General features: G+C 60.9%; 16 protein-coding genes. 14 read left to right on the forward strand and 2 right to left on the reverse strand.

Annotation, left to right across the window (positions count from 1 at the left end; genetic code table 11):
- Positions 1-127 precede the first annotated feature (127 nt).
- From WKW80_RS00675 to WKW80_RS00740, 14 genes are all read left to right on the forward strand, one after another.
- The gene (locus WKW80_RS00675) at positions 128-2,104 is read left to right on the forward strand and encodes a glycosyl hydrolase family 18 protein (RefSeq protein WP_340361607.1); all 1,977 of its coding nucleotides are present in this window, start codon (positions 128-130) and stop codon (positions 2,102-2,104) included.
- 372 nt (positions 2,105-2,476) lie between these two features.
- Positions 2,477-2,896 carry a type II secretion system major pseudopilin GspG gene (gene gspG, locus WKW80_RS00680; protein WP_340361608.1) on the forward strand — a complete coding sequence of 140 codons (420 nt, stop codon included), beginning with the start codon at positions 2,477-2,479 and terminating at the stop codon, positions 2,894-2,896.
- A 14-nt stretch (positions 2,897-2,910) separates the two neighbouring features.
- Positions 2,911-4,080 carry a type II secretion system F family protein gene (locus tag WKW80_RS00685; RefSeq protein ID WP_340361609.1) on the forward strand — a complete coding sequence of 390 codons (1,170 nt, stop codon included), beginning with the start codon at positions 2,911-2,913 and terminating at the stop codon, positions 4,078-4,080.
- Between the two features lie 2 nt (positions 4,081-4,082).
- A complete protein-coding gene (locus tag WKW80_RS00690; protein ID WP_340361610.1) occupies positions 4,083-5,756 on the forward strand; it encodes a GspE/PulE family protein in 1,674 nt (557 codons plus the stop codon).
- Positions 5,737-6,549, forward strand: coding sequence for a hypothetical protein (locus WKW80_RS00695; RefSeq protein ID WP_340361611.1), 813 nt, complete (start codon positions 5,737-5,739; stop codon positions 6,547-6,549). The genes WKW80_RS00690 and WKW80_RS00695 overlap by 20 nt, the downstream gene beginning before the upstream one ends.
- On the forward strand, positions 6,546-7,079 hold the full coding sequence (locus tag WKW80_RS00700) for a hypothetical protein (protein ID WP_340361612.1): 534 nt from the start codon (positions 6,546-6,548) through the stop codon (positions 7,077-7,079). Before WKW80_RS00695 ends, WKW80_RS00700 begins: the two co-directional genes overlap by 4 nt.
- Complete coding sequence (locus tag WKW80_RS00705) at positions 7,076-7,636, forward strand: hypothetical protein (RefSeq protein ID WP_340361613.1); 561 nt, start codon at positions 7,076-7,078, stop codon at positions 7,634-7,636. Before WKW80_RS00700 ends, WKW80_RS00705 begins: the two co-directional genes overlap by 4 nt.
- Positions 7,633-8,166 (forward strand): hypothetical protein, encoded by a 534-nt coding sequence (locus tag WKW80_RS00710; RefSeq protein ID WP_340361614.1) that lies wholly within the window; start codon positions 7,633-7,635, stop codon positions 8,164-8,166. Before WKW80_RS00705 ends, WKW80_RS00710 begins: the two co-directional genes overlap by 4 nt.
- Positions 8,163-10,040, forward strand: a complete 1,878-nt coding sequence (locus tag WKW80_RS00715; protein WP_340361615.1) for a secretin N-terminal domain-containing protein — start codon at positions 8,163-8,165, stop codon at positions 10,038-10,040. The genes WKW80_RS00710 and WKW80_RS00715 overlap by 4 nt, the downstream gene beginning before the upstream one ends.
- A 2-nt stretch (positions 10,041-10,042) precedes the next feature.
- Positions 10,043-10,558, forward strand: a complete 516-nt coding sequence (locus tag WKW80_RS00720; protein ID WP_340361616.1) for a type II secretion system protein — start codon at positions 10,043-10,045, stop codon at positions 10,556-10,558.
- Between the two features lie 6 nt (positions 10,559-10,564).
- Complete coding sequence (locus WKW80_RS00725) at positions 10,565-10,942, forward strand: type II secretion system protein (protein ID WP_340361617.1); 378 nt, start codon at positions 10,565-10,567, stop codon at positions 10,940-10,942.
- Entirely contained in the window at positions 10,914-11,417 is a 504-nt protein-coding gene (locus WKW80_RS00730; protein WP_340361618.1) for a type II secretion system protein, read from the forward strand. The genes WKW80_RS00725 and WKW80_RS00730 overlap by 29 nt, the downstream gene beginning before the upstream one ends.
- A 49-nt stretch (positions 11,418-11,466) precedes the next feature.
- Positions 11,467-12,345: a 2OG-Fe(II) oxygenase gene (locus tag WKW80_RS00735; RefSeq protein WP_340361619.1), complete on the forward strand. Its 879-nt coding sequence runs from the start codon at positions 11,467-11,469 to the stop codon at positions 12,343-12,345.
- 262 nt (positions 12,346-12,607) lie between these two features.
- Positions 12,608-13,615, forward strand: a complete 1,008-nt coding sequence (locus WKW80_RS00740) for a chitinase N-terminal domain-containing protein (protein ID WP_340361620.1) — start codon at positions 12,608-12,610, stop codon at positions 13,613-13,615.
- Between the two features lie 136 nt (positions 13,616-13,751).
- On the opposite strand, the gene WKW80_RS00745 is transcribed toward WKW80_RS00740, so the two are convergent.
- Both WKW80_RS00745 and WKW80_RS00750 read right to left on the reverse strand, forming a co-directional pair.
- Positions 13,752-14,747, reverse strand: coding sequence for a tripartite tricarboxylate transporter substrate binding protein (locus WKW80_RS00745; protein ID WP_340361621.1), 996 nt, complete (start codon positions 14,745-14,747; stop codon positions 13,752-13,754).
- A 48-nt stretch (positions 14,748-14,795) separates the two neighbouring features.
- Positions 14,796-15,989 carry a M20 aminoacylase family protein gene (locus WKW80_RS00750; protein ID WP_340361622.1) on the reverse strand — a complete coding sequence of 398 codons (1,194 nt, stop codon included), beginning with the start codon at positions 15,987-15,989 and terminating at the stop codon, positions 14,796-14,798.
- Positions 15,990-16,060: the final 71 nt, after the last annotated feature.

Raw genomic sequence — 16,060 nt, forward strand, 5'->3', positions numbered from 1 at the left:
CTGAGACCCGGGGTGAGGGCAGTTAAACAATTACTGTTTTGTTTGCGGCCCAAAGAGACGTACAGAGAGATCGGCACTATTTTGAATAACGCAGCAATGCGATCCTAATTAACAAAAGGGACAAATCATGCATTCGTTCACACTCAGATCGACATCGGTGGTTGCATTGATAGCGGCTGCCGCTTCTTCGTGGGCTGCAACTCCCTGGCAGGAGGGAGCGACTTACCGGGTTGGAGATGTCGTAACCTACAGCGGCCGCGACTACGCCGCAATCCAGGCACACACCGCGTATGTTGGCGCGGGCTGGAACCCGGCGAGTACGCCGACACTGTGGCGCGAGGTGAGTGGGGCACCTGCACCCGCACCTGCACCTGCGCCGGTCCCGGCGCCAGCACCTACACCCACACCGACACCTACCCCCACGCCAACACCGGCTGGATGCTATTCCCCATGGTCATCTACGCAGATCTATTCACAATCTGGTTCCCGCGTGACGTATCAGGGCCGCAACTACCAGAGCAAGTGGTGGACGCAGGGTGACGATCCGTCAAAGAGTGGTGTGTATGGCGCATGGCAGGATATGGGGGCATGCACGGGCGGCACGCCGTCACCCACGCCGACTCCAGCGCCTGTTCCAGCCCCAGCGCCAGCACCAGCACCAGCACCAGCACCAGCACCTACGCCTGTTCCGGCACCTGCGCCTGTACCAGCGCCTGCGCCGGTTCCAGCCCCAGTTCCAACGCCCGCTCCTGCGCCAGCCCCCGCGCCGACGCCATCGGGCGGCAGACAAGTAGGCGCCTATTTCGCCCAATGGGGAATTTATGGGCGCGGCTACCAGGTCAAAAACATCGACACCAGCGGGTCGGCCGCCAAGATGACTTTCCTCAATTACGCCTTCGGCAATATCTACAAGGATGCCGATGGATCCTATCGCTGCAAGGCGGGCGTCAATCAGCTTGAGGCTGGAGCAACGGATGCCAACGCGCCAAACGCGGGCAATGGTGGCGATGCCTGGGCGGATTATCAAAAGGGCTTTACTGGCGCGGAATCTGTAGACGGCACCGCGGATGCATGGGGATGGCCGGCTTGGGACGACCCGCGCAGTGGCAAGTCTGGTCCGCTCAAAGGCAATTTCAATCAGCTGAAAAAACTGAAAGCCAAGCATCCAAATATCAAGATGATCATTTCCCTCGGAGGATGGACATGGTCCAAGTATTTCGGCGCCGTAGCGACAACGGACGCACTACGCAAGACGCTGGTGTCTTCCTGCATAGACATTTATATTGACGGTAACCTTCCATTTGACACCGGATCCAATGCCGGTGGTCCGGGAGTTGCGGCCGGGGTGTTCGATGGCATTGATATCGATTGGGAATTCCCTGGCGGGGGCGGCCAGCCCTACAATATCGTCAATCCGAACGATAAGCAGAACTACACGCTCTTGCTACAGGAATTTCGTAGGCAACTGGATACCAAGGGTGTCCAAACCGGCAAGAAGTATCTGCTGACTGTCGCGATCGGCAGCGGTAAAGACAAGATTGACCATACCGATCCGGGCGAATACAGCAAGCCGCTCGACTGGATCAACGTCATGTCCTACGATTTCCACGGCGGCTGGGAATCCGCCGGTCCGACAAACTTTCAGGCCAATCTGTTTGGAGACCCCGCCAGTCCGAACTTCAAGGACCCGGTTGTGGGCACGTACAACACTGACTCCGCCGTAAACGCGCTCAAGGCGGCCGGCGTGCCACCGCAAAAGCTTTTAGTTGGAATCCCGTTCTACGGGCGAGGCTGGACTGGCGTCACCAACGCCAACGGTGGCCTGTACCAAAAAGCTACCGGACCCGCGCCCGGCACCAACGAAGCCGGTATTGAAGACTACAGGGTGCTCAAGAATATTTCGGGTACCGTGTACACGAACCAGGTTTCCAAGCAGACCTGGAAATTCGACGGCAAGACTTTCTGGAGCTATGACACGCCCACCGATGTTCAAACCAAGGTGGACTACGTCAAATCCAATGGATTGGGAGGCGTGTTCTCCTGGTCACTGGACGGCGACCTGGATGGTGAACTCATGAACGTAATGGACAACGTCAAAAAGTAGCCAGCCATCGCCCTCGGCACCCGGTGGATTCCAGCAGGAAGCCAGTGCATTGGCCAGACGGACTGCCGTGTGCCGCTCCGGATCTTCCTCCGGTTCTGATCGACGAGAGTTTGCCGATGGTTTCACGGAGTTGGCACGCGAGGCCGATGACAGCTTGTTCGCAATCGGACCTGGATTGACGACATCTGAAGCGACCATCGGGGCACTTCGGTGGATGGATCAGCTTTGGCAACTCCGTATTGCGGTGTGCCATTGGCGCCGCTTCCGACCGTGTTCCCTACCCGGTGGCTCGCAAGCCGGTGTGCAATTTCTTATGCGCCGTCATAGCGTGCTTTTCGGCAAGAGCCGTCACTATTTCATTGGGGTGCAGCGATGATCTATCGTCAATACAGGTCCGGATTTACACTTCTCGAATTACTGGTCGTACTCCTGATCATTGCCTTGCTTGCAGGCTATGTCGGTCCCAAGCTGTTCGGGGAAGTCGACAAGGCAAAAATCAAATCAGCCGCAGCCCAAATGAAAACGCTGGGCGACGCGCTGGACCATTACCGGCTGGATTTGGGCAACTATCCCACAACCGATCAGGGACTGAGGGGGCTGGTCATCAAGCCTGATGGTGCCAGCAGTAAGTGGCAAGGTCCCTATCTGGCCAAGGAAATCCCCCGCGATCCCTGGGACCATGCTTATGTCTACCGCAAGCCCGGTACCGGCGGCAAAGACTACGACCTCCTCAGCTACGGCGCCGATGGCAAGGAAGGCGGCAGCGGCATTGACGCGGACATTGCGTTCTGAAATTGACGCCTGCCATGCGCTACAAAGTCAAGATTCTTGTTCAAGGGCAATTGCAGGAGCGTGATATTGACGCCCCGGATGAAAACGAACTACGACGCGCCATTCGGGTCCAGGGTGTGCAACTGGTTGGCTGGAAGGCACAAAAAAATCTTCCATTCAAAAAATCGGGATTTGGAATTTCTCTTTTCACACAGGAACTGATCGCGTTGCTGGACGCCGGATTGACCCTGGTGGAGGCCGTGGAAACGCTCAAGGAAAAAAGCGCGCACGACACCAATCGAATTGTCTTGGGCCGTATCGAAGAGGGACTCTATCAGGGCCTGACTTTATCGAAGGTATTGTCGCAAATGCCGGAGTATTTCCCTCCGCTCTACGTGGCGACCGTCAATTCTGCCGAACAGACGGGACATCTGGCTGACGCGCTGCGCCGGTATCACGCCTATGACAGCCGCTTGGATATCGTTAGGAAGAAAATAGCGTCGGCCATGATTTATCCCGTGGTCATTATTTCGACGGGACTGGGCATTGTGCTGTTTCTGCTGTTTTACGTCATTCCAAAGTTCAGCCAGATCTATGCCACGATGAAGAACATTCCTTTCTCCGCGCAGGTCATGCTGTGGTGGGGGGAGTTGGTCAAGGCACATGGCCTGGTTATCTTCATTGGAATTGTTTCAGCCTTCGTCGGCGCCATCGCGCTGCTTCGCACGACTGGCGTGCGGGAAAAAATCAGGGAAGCGTTCTGGCGTCTGCCGCGTCTAGGCGAATACCAGCGGCTGTTTGCGCTGACGCGCTTTTACCGCACCGTAGGCCTGCTGCTGGCAGGAGGGGTGCCCGTGGTGGGGTCGATGGAAATGGCCGAGCAATTGCTCCCGTCGGCCATGCGCACCGCAGTTGGAAACGCCCTGAACGACATCAAGTCCGGTCAATCCGTTTCGGCGACGTTGCCCCGTTACGGCATGACCACCTCTGTGTCAGAGCGCCTGTTGCGCGTGGGCGAAGAAGGCGGCGACCTGGCCGCCATGTTCGAACGCTCTGCGCAGTTTTGCGATGAAGAAGTCGACCGGGCCATCGAAATGCTGACCAAGCTGATCGAACCGGTGCTGATGCTGGTTGTCGGCGTTCTGGTCGGCGTCATTGTGTTTCTGCTCTACATGCCGATCTTTGAATTGGCCGGGAATATCTGACGATGGAAGAAACGACCACGGTGCCGCTGACGTTGGACCTGATCCAGCGACTGCGAGAAGGCAAGCTCGCAGGTGACTCCCTGTCCGAGCGCCTGCAGCAAAGCCTCGGCCTGGATGACGCGGAGTACGTCGATTCGGTGGGCCGCTTTCTTGGACTGCCGGTCATCGATCGCGGCCAACTGGACATCGGCAAGCCGCGCTATGACGTGCTCCCCTATGCGGACTCCATGTCGCGCCAATGCGTGCTGCTCGAATACAGCGAAGGCGACCGGGTGCTGGTGTATGGCGAGCCCTTCGATGTATTGACTCGCAAATGGGTCACGCAGCGCATCGGCATCGAATACAGCCGTGCAATTGCGCACCACAACGACGTCAAAGGCTATCTGCAGCAGTTCGAGTCCTCGCACCGCACGATGGAGCAGATCTCCGTGACGGGCGACTCGGAGGCTGGCGAAATCAATGCCATTGAGATTTCGCTGGCCAGCATCTCGCAGGATGCGAATCCCGTGGTCAAGCTCATCAACTCGACGCTGTACGACGCGCTCAAGTACAAGGCCTCCGACATACACATGGAGAGCACGCCCACCGGAATGGACATCAAGTACCGCATCGATGGCGTGCTGATGCATGTCGGCGGGGCCACCGGCACCGACATGGCAGAGCAGGCCATCTCGCGCATCAAGGTGCTGTCGGATCTGGACATTTCCGAACGGCGCATCCCGCAGGACGGCCGTTTCAGGGTGCTGATGAATCAGCGCGAGATCGACTTTCGCATCTCGATCATGCCCTCCATCCATGGCGAGGACGCCGTGCTGCGCGTGCTGGACAAGCAGGCCGGTGGCTCTTCGTCGCAGTTGCGGCTCGACGGCTTGGGGCTCGAGGGCGACACGGTCGAAGCCATTCGCCGGCTCGCCACCGAACCCTACGGTTTGCTGCTGGTCACCGGACCCACGGGCTCTGGAAAGTCCACCACCCTCTATGCCACCTTGTCCGAGATCAACACAGGCGAAGAGAAGATCATCACCATCGAAGATCCAGTCGAATACCAGTTGGGTGGCGTTCTGCAGATCCCGGTCAATGACAAGAAGGGCCTGACTTTCGCGCGCGGGTTGCGGTCGATTCTCCGGCACGACCCCGACAAGATTCTGGTCGGCGAGATACGCGACGGCGAGACCGCCGGCATTGCGGTGCAAGCCGCGCAGACAGGTCACCTGGTGCTCACCAGCGTGCACGCCAACGACAGCTTTTCGGTGCTCGACCGCTTCCTGCACATGGGCGTGGAGCCCCACAGCTTCGTGGACGCACTGATCGGCGTGGTGGCGCAGCGTCTCATCCGGAAGATATGCACTCGCTGCATCGTCGCGGACGATCCGGACGATGCACTGCTCAAGGCTTCCGGCCTGACGCGAGACAACGTTGCGGCCTGGATATTTCGCAGAGGCGCGGGCTGCAACGCGTGCCGAAACACCGGCTACCTGGGACGTCGCGCCATCGCTGAGGTGCTTCGCCTGAACGACGAATTGAAACAGGGCCTGATACGGCGCGCGCCCTCCAGTGAAATGAAGATGCTGGCGAGGTCCAGTGGCTATGTGTCCATGCGCCAGATGGCATTGCGTCAGGTTGCCCGCGGCGAGACCACATTGCAGGAGGTCAACCGTGCCACCTTTGTGGATTGATCACTCGCTCTGGATACTCAATGGCAGCCTTCGCCTGCTCAGCAAGGAGCGCAGCCTTTCGCCCCGCAATGGCGGTGCCGAAGGTCAGGAGCAGTCCATCGTCGTCAGCAACACGGTCGACGATATTTTTCTGAGGTTGCAGGAGGCACTGGCCCTGGCGCCGCATGGAAACCTGCGCATGGACGGCCTGCACATTCACGTCGGCTCTCCATGGGTCCGCTACGGCATCGTGCCCTGGCAGGACGGCCTCAAGAACAATGCGGACTGGTCCGCGTACGCCAGGATCGTCCTGGGCCAGCAGTTCGATACCGATGCCCAAGGGTGGCATGTCTGCGTTGCGGCCGGTGGCTATGGCGCACCGCGAGTGGCCGCTTCGATCGACGAAGTGCTCTACCAGACCACGGTGTCTTTCGCAAAGTCACAGCGCCTTCAGATCCGCCAGTTCGACACGGCGCTGGCCTCGACGGTCGATATGTTTTCGGGCCGCCTCAGTGCTGCCGAATTTGCCCTGCTGGTGCTGGAGTCGAAATACGCCAGCTACGCCATCTACCGTGACGCCGAGTGGCAAGGGGTGGGCTCCTTCCCCATTGCGCATGAGCGCCCAAATGGAGTGCAACTCGCGGCGGTGCTGCGCGATGCCGCCATGCTCAGCAGCAGCGCGTTGCCATCGCAGGTCTATCTGAGCAGCTATGGCCAGTTGCCCGTCGATCTCCAGGGCATGACCGGTTTCACACTCCACTGGCTGGGACTGAGTTTTCCAATGAACAAGGTCCCCGGGCAGGCCGCATCATGAAAGCGAAACCGCTGCAGCTCGATTTTCACAAGCAGGCCAGGGCCTTTCCGTGGCTTGGCATTGTGTTGCTGCTGAGCGGTGGATTGGCACTGGTCTGGCAGGCCGACATGCAGGAAGGTATCGACCTTCGCAAGGACCAAGTCGAGAGGCGCGCGGAAAACGTTTCGGAACGCGGCAGAGCGCTGGACGCCAAGGACAGCCGCGTCACTTCAACAGAACCGGCATCGGCCGAGTTCGCTGCCATCGTGTCCCAGCAGATGAAGGCGCCCACGGAAGGTCTGCGTTTGCTCGAAAAAACCTGGATCAAGGACATTGCGTATCTACGCATCGACGTGGAGACCATCGAGCGGCTGGTCAAGATCGACTTCGAAGCGCGTGATCGCGAAACGGTCCTTGCGTTGGTCGACGGGATCTCGAAGGAATCATTGGTGGAGCGCGTCACGCTGCTCCGACAGACCGCCAAGCAGGGCGATCCATTCCAGCCCACGCAGGCCCAGGTGGAGTTCTGGTGGAAGGACGCGCCCCGATGAAGCTTCTCCCCACCACGCCGATGCTGACCTGGTGGCTGTCGCGACTGCCCGCTCAGGTTGGGCTCTACGGTGCGGTGGGCATGGTCATGTTGGCACTGGCACTGGTGTCGCTTTTTCAAAGGCAAATGCCTCTCGAGCGCGATCTCGATGACCGCGAAGTCGAACTGGATGAAAAAGAAAGGGTGCTGGAAATGCGGGCCGAAGAACTGGCCGCACCGGCAGAGGGCGGCGTGCCGGTTGTCGGCAATGCGGTACGCGCGGATGAAACCTACACGACCTTCGTGCGTGAAGGGATTCGCCTGGCAACGGCGAACAAGCTGCGGGGCTCGCAGATCGAATACCGAACGCTGTCAGAGGCCGGTGGGCGCCTGGTTCGCTATGGCTTGCAGTTCCCGCTGACTGGCACCTACCCCGACATGCGGAATTTCATCATCCAGATCAGCGGGATTCCTGGCGTAAGGGTGGAAAGCACCGTCTTCAGCCGTTCACAGATCAATGAAACGGAAGTCTCCGCGCAGGTGCAGTTGAGTTACCTGACCGAGGTCAAGCGGCCATGAAGATGTCCCGGCCAATTCTCATCCTGGCTGTGTTGACCGTGCTGGCGGTGCTCTACCTTTTCTGGCGCGACCACAACGCAGAGAAGCCTGCCCGGGTCTCGGCTCGCCGCCAGGTGGCGACTTCAATCGTGCCGGTCATGGGGCCGGCCATCGCGGAGGCTGTCGAAGGTGCCGCGCAGGCCCCAGCCGCGACGAATCTCTTTGGTGCGCAGACCTGGGCGCCGCCACCTCCGCCACCGCCTACACCGGAGCAATTGGCTGAGGAGGCTCGAAAGAATCCCCCTCGCGCGCCTCCGCTGCCCTTTGCGATCGTGTCGACCTGGCGCGAATCCGGAACCACGTACATCGGAATGTCAGCCAACGGACAGGACGTGATCGTCTGTCGAAGCTGTTCGCTGCCTGGCAGCATTCGGCAAGGCCAAACCCTGCTCGGCATATATCGGCTCGACAGTGTCACGGACCGGACCCTGGTGTTTACTTTCTTACCGTTGAAGCAAAAGCAGGAACTGCCACTAGGGGAAATTCCGTGAACCAGAAATTGCAGGCGGCGGTGTGGATCTCCATCCTGTTGGCGGGTTGTTCCAACTATGGCATGAAGACGACCAGCGACTGGGCCCAGGCGCAGGTCAGCCCGCAGGAGGCGCTCGTCAAGTTGCGCGATGACCTGAGCATCCACCCCCTGGATGTGGACAAGCGCACGGCCTACAACATGCTGCTGCGCAACTACATGGGCCAACTGCTGGACGAGGCTGCGGCATTCTTGCAGTCGGGAGACGTCGCCAACGCAACACTGCGCTACGAGCAGGTCCTGTATTGGGATTCCGGCAATGCCCGTGCGCTGGAGGGACTTCGCCTGGCAAGCATGGACCGGCGTCATGAAATGATGAACCGCTTTGCGGAGAGTGTTCAGAATCCCCGGCCGGAAGATGCGCTCAAGGTCTTGCGCGACCTGCTCAACGAGAACCCGCGCAACGTCGTAGCCATTCAACTCAAGACGACCATCGAAGGCAGGTTGACCCGCGAAATCAATCTACGGCCATCGCTCGGTACGGAAATGAAAAGGACGGTCGCCCTTCAGTTCCGGGACATGCCCCTCGTTGGAATGGTCGATCTGATTTCCCAGATCACCGGCGTCAACTTCATCTTTGACCGCGATGTGCAGAAGCAGGCGCCCACGACCATCTTTGCGCGCGGCACGACGGCGGAAGATGCGTTGAATCTCATCTTGCTGACGAACCAGCTGGACAAGAAAGTACTGAATGAAAACACGATCCTGATCTACCCGAGGCGCCCCGACAAGGACCGCGACTACAAGGACCTGGTCATGCGCACGTTCTACCTGAACAACGCCGACCCCAAGCAGGTTCTGGCAATGCTCAAGCAAATGGTCAAGACCAAGGACGTGTACATCGACGAGCGCCTGGGCATGCTGGTCATGCGCGATTCGCCTGACGTGATCGCAGTGGCGGAACGCCTCATCCTGGCGCAGGACCTGCCTCAGTCCGAAGTTCAGTTCGACGCCCAGATTCTCGAAGTCAATGGCTCCGACATTTTCAACCTCGGCGTCCGCTATCCGGGCAACGTCGGGTTCACTGTCGCGGGTAGTTCGGCCAACGGATTGCTGACGCCGGGCGTCATCACGCTGAGCCAATTGAACCAGATCAACAAGGGCAACGTCCTGGTCAACCTGGGCGACCCGACCATCTCGTTGAATGCCCTGCACAGCACGACCGTCGGGAACATTCTGGCGAGCCCCAACATTCGTGTGAAGAACCGGGAAAAAGCCAAGATCATGATTGGCGACCGCCTGCCGGTGGTCACGACGACCAATGCCAATGGCGTGGTCAGCGAGACCATCAACTACCAGGACGTGGGCTTGACGCTGAATGTGGAGCCTTCCATCGGGCAAGACGGAAACGTCGGCATCAAGGTGCAGTTGGAGGTGTCCAACGTAACCAGCACGTTGAGAACCCAGACGGGCCTGATCGCCTATCAGATTGGCACGCGCCGTGCCGAGACCAACATGAACGTCAATGACGGGCAGACCCAGGTTCTGGCAGGCCTGCTGACTCGCACGACCCAGCGCAACAGCGATGCGATTCCAGGGTTCGGCGATCTGCCTGTGCTCGATCGCATCTTCGGCACCAAGGGCGAAACGGCCAAGAAGACGGAACTGGTGCTGCTGATCACGCCCCGCATCTTGCGCAACACGCCAATTCCCGGGTCCGACATCACCAATTTCGCAAGCGGCACGGAAGGCAGCGTGACGATCACACCCACGGTTCTGCGCACCACGGGCCGCCTGGCCGTGAGCGGGCCGGCAGGCGCGCCGGGCCAGCCCCCTCCGCCCCCGCTCCCTCCAACGGCCCCATCGCTTCCCGAGCCGCTTTCACGCACAAGGTGACCATGCGCAGCACGGGTACATCGCTGAAGCCAGGCAAGCGCGCCATGCGCAAGGCCGCCGGGTTTACGCTGATCGAACTGATCGTCACGTTGACGATCCTGGCGCTGCTGGCGACCGTCGCATTGCCCATGACGCAGATCGCTGCCGTTCGCAGCGACGAGCAGGATCTGCGCCGCGCTGTCTTCCAGATTCGCGCGGGCATCGATGCCTACAAGAAGGCGTATGACGATGGCAAGTTGCAAAAAGCAGTCGATGCGACTGGCTATCCGCCGTCGCTGAGCGTTCTGGTCGATGGTGTTCGCGACGTCACGGACCAGACGGGGCGACGAATGTTTTTTCTGCGTCGCATTCCTCGCGATCCATTTTGCGACTGCCCCAGTCGCAGCAACGAACAGACCTGGGGGCTGCGCAGCTACGCAAGTCCGCCCGATGCGCCGCAGGAAGGCCGCGATGTCTATGACGTCTACTCTTTGTCCAAGAGAACGGCGGTGGACGGTACCCACTATGCGGACTGGTAGTTGCCCATGAAATCCAGCCGGCGCCAGCGCGCCTTTACCTTGATCGAGTTGCTGGTCGTTCTGGCGATCATGGCGACCCTGCTGACGTTGGTCGTTCCGCGGTATTTCCAGCATACCGATCGCGCCGCTGAAACCGTGCTCAAACACAACCTCGTGGCGATGCGCGATTCGATCGACAAGTTCTATGCCGACAACAAGCGGTATCCGGCCAAGCTGGATGAACTGGTGTCAAAGCGATATTTGCGCGACGTGCCGACGGATCCGGTCGTGGGCACGCGCGATTGGGTCATCAGCGCGCCACCCGAAGGTGGAACGGGCGTGTTTGATGTCAAGAGCTCCTCCAAGGACAAAGACCATGATGGCAAGCCGTTCGCGGACTATTAGGGCAAGCGCCCAACGCGGCTTTGCCTACATGTGGGTGCTGCTGGCCATCGCGGCGATGGGCGTCTATCTGACGCAGGTGGGAAAGCTGTGGGGAACGGAAGTTGCGCGCGCCAACGAAGAAATTCTTTTGCAGCAAGGCGACGAGATCCGCAATGCCATCAAAGGCTACGTCGAAGCCGGTGGTGCTGGATCCATGCAGTTTCCACGCACCCTCAACGATCTGGTGCGCGATCCGCGCGTGCCTTATGAGCGCCGATTCTTGCGCAAACCCTACAGAGACCCGATGTCCGGGCGAGACTGGGCATTCATCGGTGCGCCAGGCGGCGGGTTCATGGGTGTGTACAGCAACGCCAGAGGCGCGCCATTCAAGGTCGACAATTTCCCCCAAATCTATAGCTCCTTCATGGGACAGACGAGCTACGAGGGATGGAGGTTTGCGCACTACCCCACCATGGGAGGCGGCTGGCGCCGGTGATTCAGCCGTGTAGCGCCAAGCTGCGAGTTTTTATCTGGAGCGGACGTCAATGGACATCACGAGAGATTTGTTGCCGACCTGGCGCGACTGGATTGTGGAGAACCTTCAGCGTGGTTGCGCGCCCGACTCGTTGATCGAGGCGATGCGCGAATCAGACTTCGATGCGCCCCATGCTTCGGCGCTCGTGCATGAGTTTCGGCAAAGGCTCGAGTCGGGCGAAATCAGCAAGCGACATGGCGTGCAATCCTTGGTGCCTGCACGTACCGCATTCGAATATGGAGTGCCGCGCCTTCCTGGCGGAAACACCATTGAAACCGAGGATGGCGGCGTCTGTGTGGCCATGCGAATCGCCCGTCCGGTGGTTGCCGTGCTCAACGGCGTTCTGTCCGCGGCTGAATGTGATGCATTGATCAACCTTTCTCGTGCGCGCCTCGAGCGTTCGACGATCGTGGATCCTGGGACTGGTGAACATGGCGTCATCAAGGAGCGCACCAGCGAAGGCACTTTCTTCATGCCTGCGGAGAATGAGCTCGTCTCGGCGCTGGACCGGCGCATCGCGCAGATCATGAACTGCCCACTCGAAAACGGAGAGGGATTGCAGATCCTGCATTACGGCGTCGGCGCCCAGTACACCCCTCATTTCGACTACTTTCCGCCGGATCAGACGGGGAGCACAGTTCATCTGGCACGTGGCGGCCAGAGGGTGTCCACATTGATCATCTACCTGAACGAGGTCACACAGGGCGGGGGCACCATTTTTCCGGAGCTGAACCTCACCGTCGTGCCGAAGAAGGGATCGGCGGTCTATTTCGAGTACTTGAACGATCGGGGGCAGGTCGATCCGATGACTCTTCATGGTGGTGCTCCGGTGATTCAAGGGGAGAAGTGGATTGCAACCAAGTGGATGCGGGTTGGCCGGTTCGAATGAATCCACGGTTGCGCAAACCAAGCGCGACGTCCCCCTTGTGAAAGCAGCTATTTGCGCCGCGCTGATGGCCACGTCGTTCTGCCTGAATGCGCAGACACGCCTGACTCACGATGACGCCGAGCAGGCAAGCGATGTCTCGTGCCTGCCTGAAAAGGACGGATTGCTCGCATGCACGGTCCTGCCGCAACCGCCACTTCCCATTCGCAATGACCCGTCTATCCAGCCACTCTTGGGTGCCCCGCCGGCCGGAGAGCGTTATTCGATGGTCACCATCGATCGGCCCAATGTGCCGTCCTTTGACGCGATTCCGCCGACCCTGCCGGGGGACTCCCTCGAGATCGGCTGGGACTTGAACTACGGACTTCCGGTGACGGACTGGGAAGTCTGGGACAACGGCCAGCTGCGCTACCGGGGGCGTCAGTTCACGGTGCGCCCGATCGCGCCGCCACCCAGTGCGCTGGAAGGCCCAGCATTCAGTGCGGCCGTGATGTCGATGCAAAGCGGCCAATACCAGCTCAGGGCGCTGTCGCCGGGCAGGCATGAGTTGGACATCAACCTGTGCATCGTCAGTGATCGGAGCGAGCGGCTGTGTGTCAAGCACGAAGCGGTGACCTGGGTGGGCGGGCAGCAGGACGTGGCCACGCCCGGCAAGCCGCAGGTGGACTGGTTGCCTTCGGTCATCACGGGCGAGCCGCTGGAATTGAGATGGAACCTGTGGTGGGGTGGCCTGGGGCAGTACTGGCGATTGCTGGACAACGACCGCGCAATTTTCGAATCGCGCAAATTCGCGGCTTCCGACCGTGCAATCCAGGCCGGGAGCGTGCGCATCGACTCACCCAGCCTGAATGCGCACAGCCTGCGCGTCGAACTGTGCAATGCGATCTCATGTTCGCAAAGCGCTCCCACCGTGGTGAATGTGGTGGCAGCTGCGGCGCAGGCGCCGGCTGTCACGCTGCACGCCAGCATGACGGCGCAAAGCGAATGGCTCATTCGGTGGCGCCTGCCCCATGTCGCTGGAACAAGTCCACCAGACAGGTGGCGACTGCGCAATCCTGCGTCCGGACAGGCTCTCCTGGAGAAGCAGGGTGTCAGTCAATGCCCGGCGGTCAGCAGCGACGATCAGGCGGAGGTGTTCTCCGGCTACTGCGGCAGCGCGCTTTTGCCCTTGAGCAACGCGCCGTTGTCCGCGACAGTTCAGGTCTGTGCGGGCGCGCAATGCCTTGAAAGTGCTGCGCTTGTCCTGCACGCTTCAACGTCGAAAGGACGCTGAAACGGGTGATGGTCCTTCGGTGTCCGAGAACCGGTGCCGAGATTGGGACGCCTTCGGCCGGCGCAACTTGCATGAGTCCGGCATGCGTCCGGCCGGCAGATTGCGCGGGTTGAGTCTTGCAGGTCCAGTGTGTGGTCTAACGTGCGGCCTGGCGGCCGGCTTCCTTCAAGAGCTTCGTGTAGTGCGTCAGCTCGGCCACCTGGTACTCGTCCGCGGCTGCCTGCGTGGCAAAGGGCTGGAGTACGGTCCGCCCTTCATTCTCGAGCCTGGAACGCACCTCCGGCTGGCGCAGCGCGTGGCCCACCGCGGCACGCAGGCGATCGACCATTTCCACTGGTACATCCTTTCGCACCAGGTAGCCGGCGCCGATCGAATACTCGAAGTCCGGCAGCAGCTTGCTCGCGTCGATCTTCGGAACGTTCTTGAGCGTGGGCGACAGGTTGCGCGAGAAGCTGGTCAGGATCTTCAGGCGACCCTGCCGGGCCATGCCTTCCATGATGACCTGGAAGGGCAGGATGGCGAAGTCCACCTGGCCGCCGGCCACGTCCTGAACTGCCGGGGCCGAGCCTTTGTAGGGCACGTGCAGCAAGTCCGCGCCGGTGCGCTTGGCCATCGCATCGCCCATGAGGTGATAGAGCGAATCGATGCCCACGGTCGCGTAACTGAGCGGGGCCTTGTTCTTGCGCGAAAGCTCGATGAGTTCGTCCAGGTTCTTCGCCTCGAGGCCGTTGCGTGCCAGGAGGACGATCGTGGCCTCGGTGGTCGGCTGCACGTACTTGAAGTCGGTCGGCTTGTACCTGGCCGACGGGTTGAGCAGGGGCGCCAGGATCACTTCGTTGGGCGAGCCGTGCAGGAACGTGTAGCCGTCCGCGGGCGCCGAGAGCACCTTGTTGGCGCCCAGCAGGCCGGTGCCGCCGCTGATGTTGTCGACGATGACTGGCTGCGTCACGTCCTTGCCGATCGCCTCGGCGAAGATGCGCGCAGCCGCGTCGCTCGGGCCGCCGGCGGGGTACGGCACCACCAGCGACAAGGGCCTGTTCGGATAAGGCCCCGACTGCGCCCTGCCGGTCGACGTGACGGCTGCGGCCGCGGCAGCCGTGATGAGAGAACGCCTCGAAAGCAACATGGACATGTGTCTCCTTTTTGAAATGAATGCGGATTCGCCGCCTGAAGCGGCGGTTCAGGCCAGGACGGCTTGCGCCAAACGGATCCAGTAGGCGGCGCCCAGGGGCAGGGCCTCGTCGTTGAAGTCGTAGCCGGGGTTGTGGACCATGCAACCGCCGTCCTTGCCCACGCCGTTGCCCAGGCGCACGTAAGCGCCGGGCACCACCTGCAGCATGTAGGCGAAGTCCTCGCTGCCCATGGTGGGCTCGCGCTCCAGGACCTGTTCCGTGCCCAGCAGGCCGATCGCGACCTGGCGCGCCAGCTCGGTGTTGTCGGGCCGATTGACCAAGACCGGATAGCGTTGGTCGTACTCGACGCTGCTGCTCAGGCCGTAGCTCTGGGCTTGCGCCTCCACGAAGACCCGGATGCGGCGCTCGAGTTGCGTCCGCACCGAAGGCTCCAGGCAGCGCACCCCGAGCTTGAGAATGGCGCGCTCCGGCACGATGTTGAAGACCTCGCCGCATTGCACGGAGCCCACCGTGACGACGGCGGCGCGCTGCGCATCGACTTCCCGCGAGACCAGGCTCTGCAGGCCCAGCACGATGCTGGCCGCGCATTGCATCGGATCGACACCGTGATGCGGCATGGCACCGTGCGCGCCCACGCCCTGCAACTCGATCGTGACGCGGTCGAAGGAGGCCATGATCGCGCCGGCGCTCATCGCCATCTGGCCGACCGGCAGGCCCGGCGTGTTGTGCAGCGCGTAGATGCCGTCGCAGGGGTACTTGTCGAAGAGACCGTCTTCGATCATGCGCAGGGCGCCGCCTTCGTTCTCTTCGGCGGGCTGGAACACGAGGTTGAGCGTGCCGTTGAAGCGGCCGTGCTCGGCCAGGTACTTCGCCGCGCACAGCAGGATCGCGGTATGTCCGTCGTGGCCGCAGGCATGCATCTTTCCGTGCACGGTGCTGGCGTAGGGCAGGCCGGTGCGCTCGACGATGGGCAATGCGTCCATGTCGGCGCGGATGCCCAGGCGCGCCGGCCCGTCACCGCGGCGCAACTGTCCGACCACGCCGGTCCCGCCGATGCCGCGCTCGACCTTGTAGCCCCATTCGGCCAGCTTGCGCGCGACCAGTTCGCTGGTGCGCGTTTCCTCGAAGGCGAGTTCCGGATGGGCATGGATCTGCCGGCGGATCTCCACCATCTCCGGCGCGATGCGCCGGATGTCGGCGAGCAGTTCTTCCGAGTTCATGGTGGGCAAGGTGATCGACATGCGCCGGAATTCTCGTCAGCCATGCGGGCGCGAACAATGCCGCGCGCTGGGGAGAATCGTTGCCCAAATCG

The sequence above is a fragment of the Variovorax humicola genome, assembly GCF_037889915.1.
Lineage (GTDB): Bacteria > Pseudomonadota > Gammaproteobacteria > Burkholderiales > Burkholderiaceae_C > Variovorax > Variovorax humicola.

Bases quoted from the DNA above. Each gene is read 5' to 3' on its own strand.
- WKW80_RS00675 (WP_340361607.1), top strand. From the start codon at position 128: ATGCATTCGTTCACACTCAGATCGACATCGGTGGTTGCATTGATAGCG.
- gspG (WP_340361608.1), top strand. From the start codon at position 2,477: ATGATCTATCGTCAATACAGGTCCGGATTTACACTTCTCGAATTACTG.
- WKW80_RS00685 (WP_340361609.1), top strand. From the start codon at position 2,911: ATGCGCTACAAAGTCAAGATTCTTGTTCAAGGGCAATTGCAGGAGCGT.
- WKW80_RS00690 (WP_340361610.1), top strand. From the start codon at position 4,083: ATGGAAGAAACGACCACGGTGCCGCTGACGTTGGACCTGATCCAGCGA.
- WKW80_RS00700 (WP_340361612.1), top strand. From the start codon at position 6,546: ATGAAAGCGAAACCGCTGCAGCTCGATTTTCACAAGCAGGCCAGGGCC.
- WKW80_RS00705 (WP_340361613.1), top strand. From the start codon at position 7,076: ATGAAGCTTCTCCCCACCACGCCGATGCTGACCTGGTGGCTGTCGCGA.
- WKW80_RS00710 (WP_340361614.1), top strand. From the start codon at position 7,633: ATGAAGATGTCCCGGCCAATTCTCATCCTGGCTGTGTTGACCGTGCTG.
- WKW80_RS00720 (WP_340361616.1), top strand. From the start codon at position 10,043: ATGCGCAGCACGGGTACATCGCTGAAGCCAGGCAAGCGCGCCATGCGC.
- WKW80_RS00725 (WP_340361617.1), top strand. From the start codon at position 10,565: ATGAAATCCAGCCGGCGCCAGCGCGCCTTTACCTTGATCGAGTTGCTG.
- WKW80_RS00730 (WP_340361618.1), top strand. From the start codon at position 10,914: ATGATGGCAAGCCGTTCGCGGACTATTAGGGCAAGCGCCCAACGCGGC.
- WKW80_RS00735 (WP_340361619.1), top strand. From the start codon at position 11,467: ATGGACATCACGAGAGATTTGTTGCCGACCTGGCGCGACTGGATTGTG.
- WKW80_RS00740 (WP_340361620.1), top strand. From the start codon at position 12,608: ATGGTCACCATCGATCGGCCCAATGTGCCGTCCTTTGACGCGATTCCG.
- WKW80_RS00745 (WP_340361621.1), bottom strand. From the start codon at position 14,747: ATGTCCATGTTGCTTTCGAGGCGTTCTCTCATCACGGCTGCCGCGGCC.
- WKW80_RS00750 (WP_340361622.1), bottom strand. From the start codon at position 15,989: ATGTCGATCACCTTGCCCACCATGAACTCGGAAGAACTGCTCGCCGAC.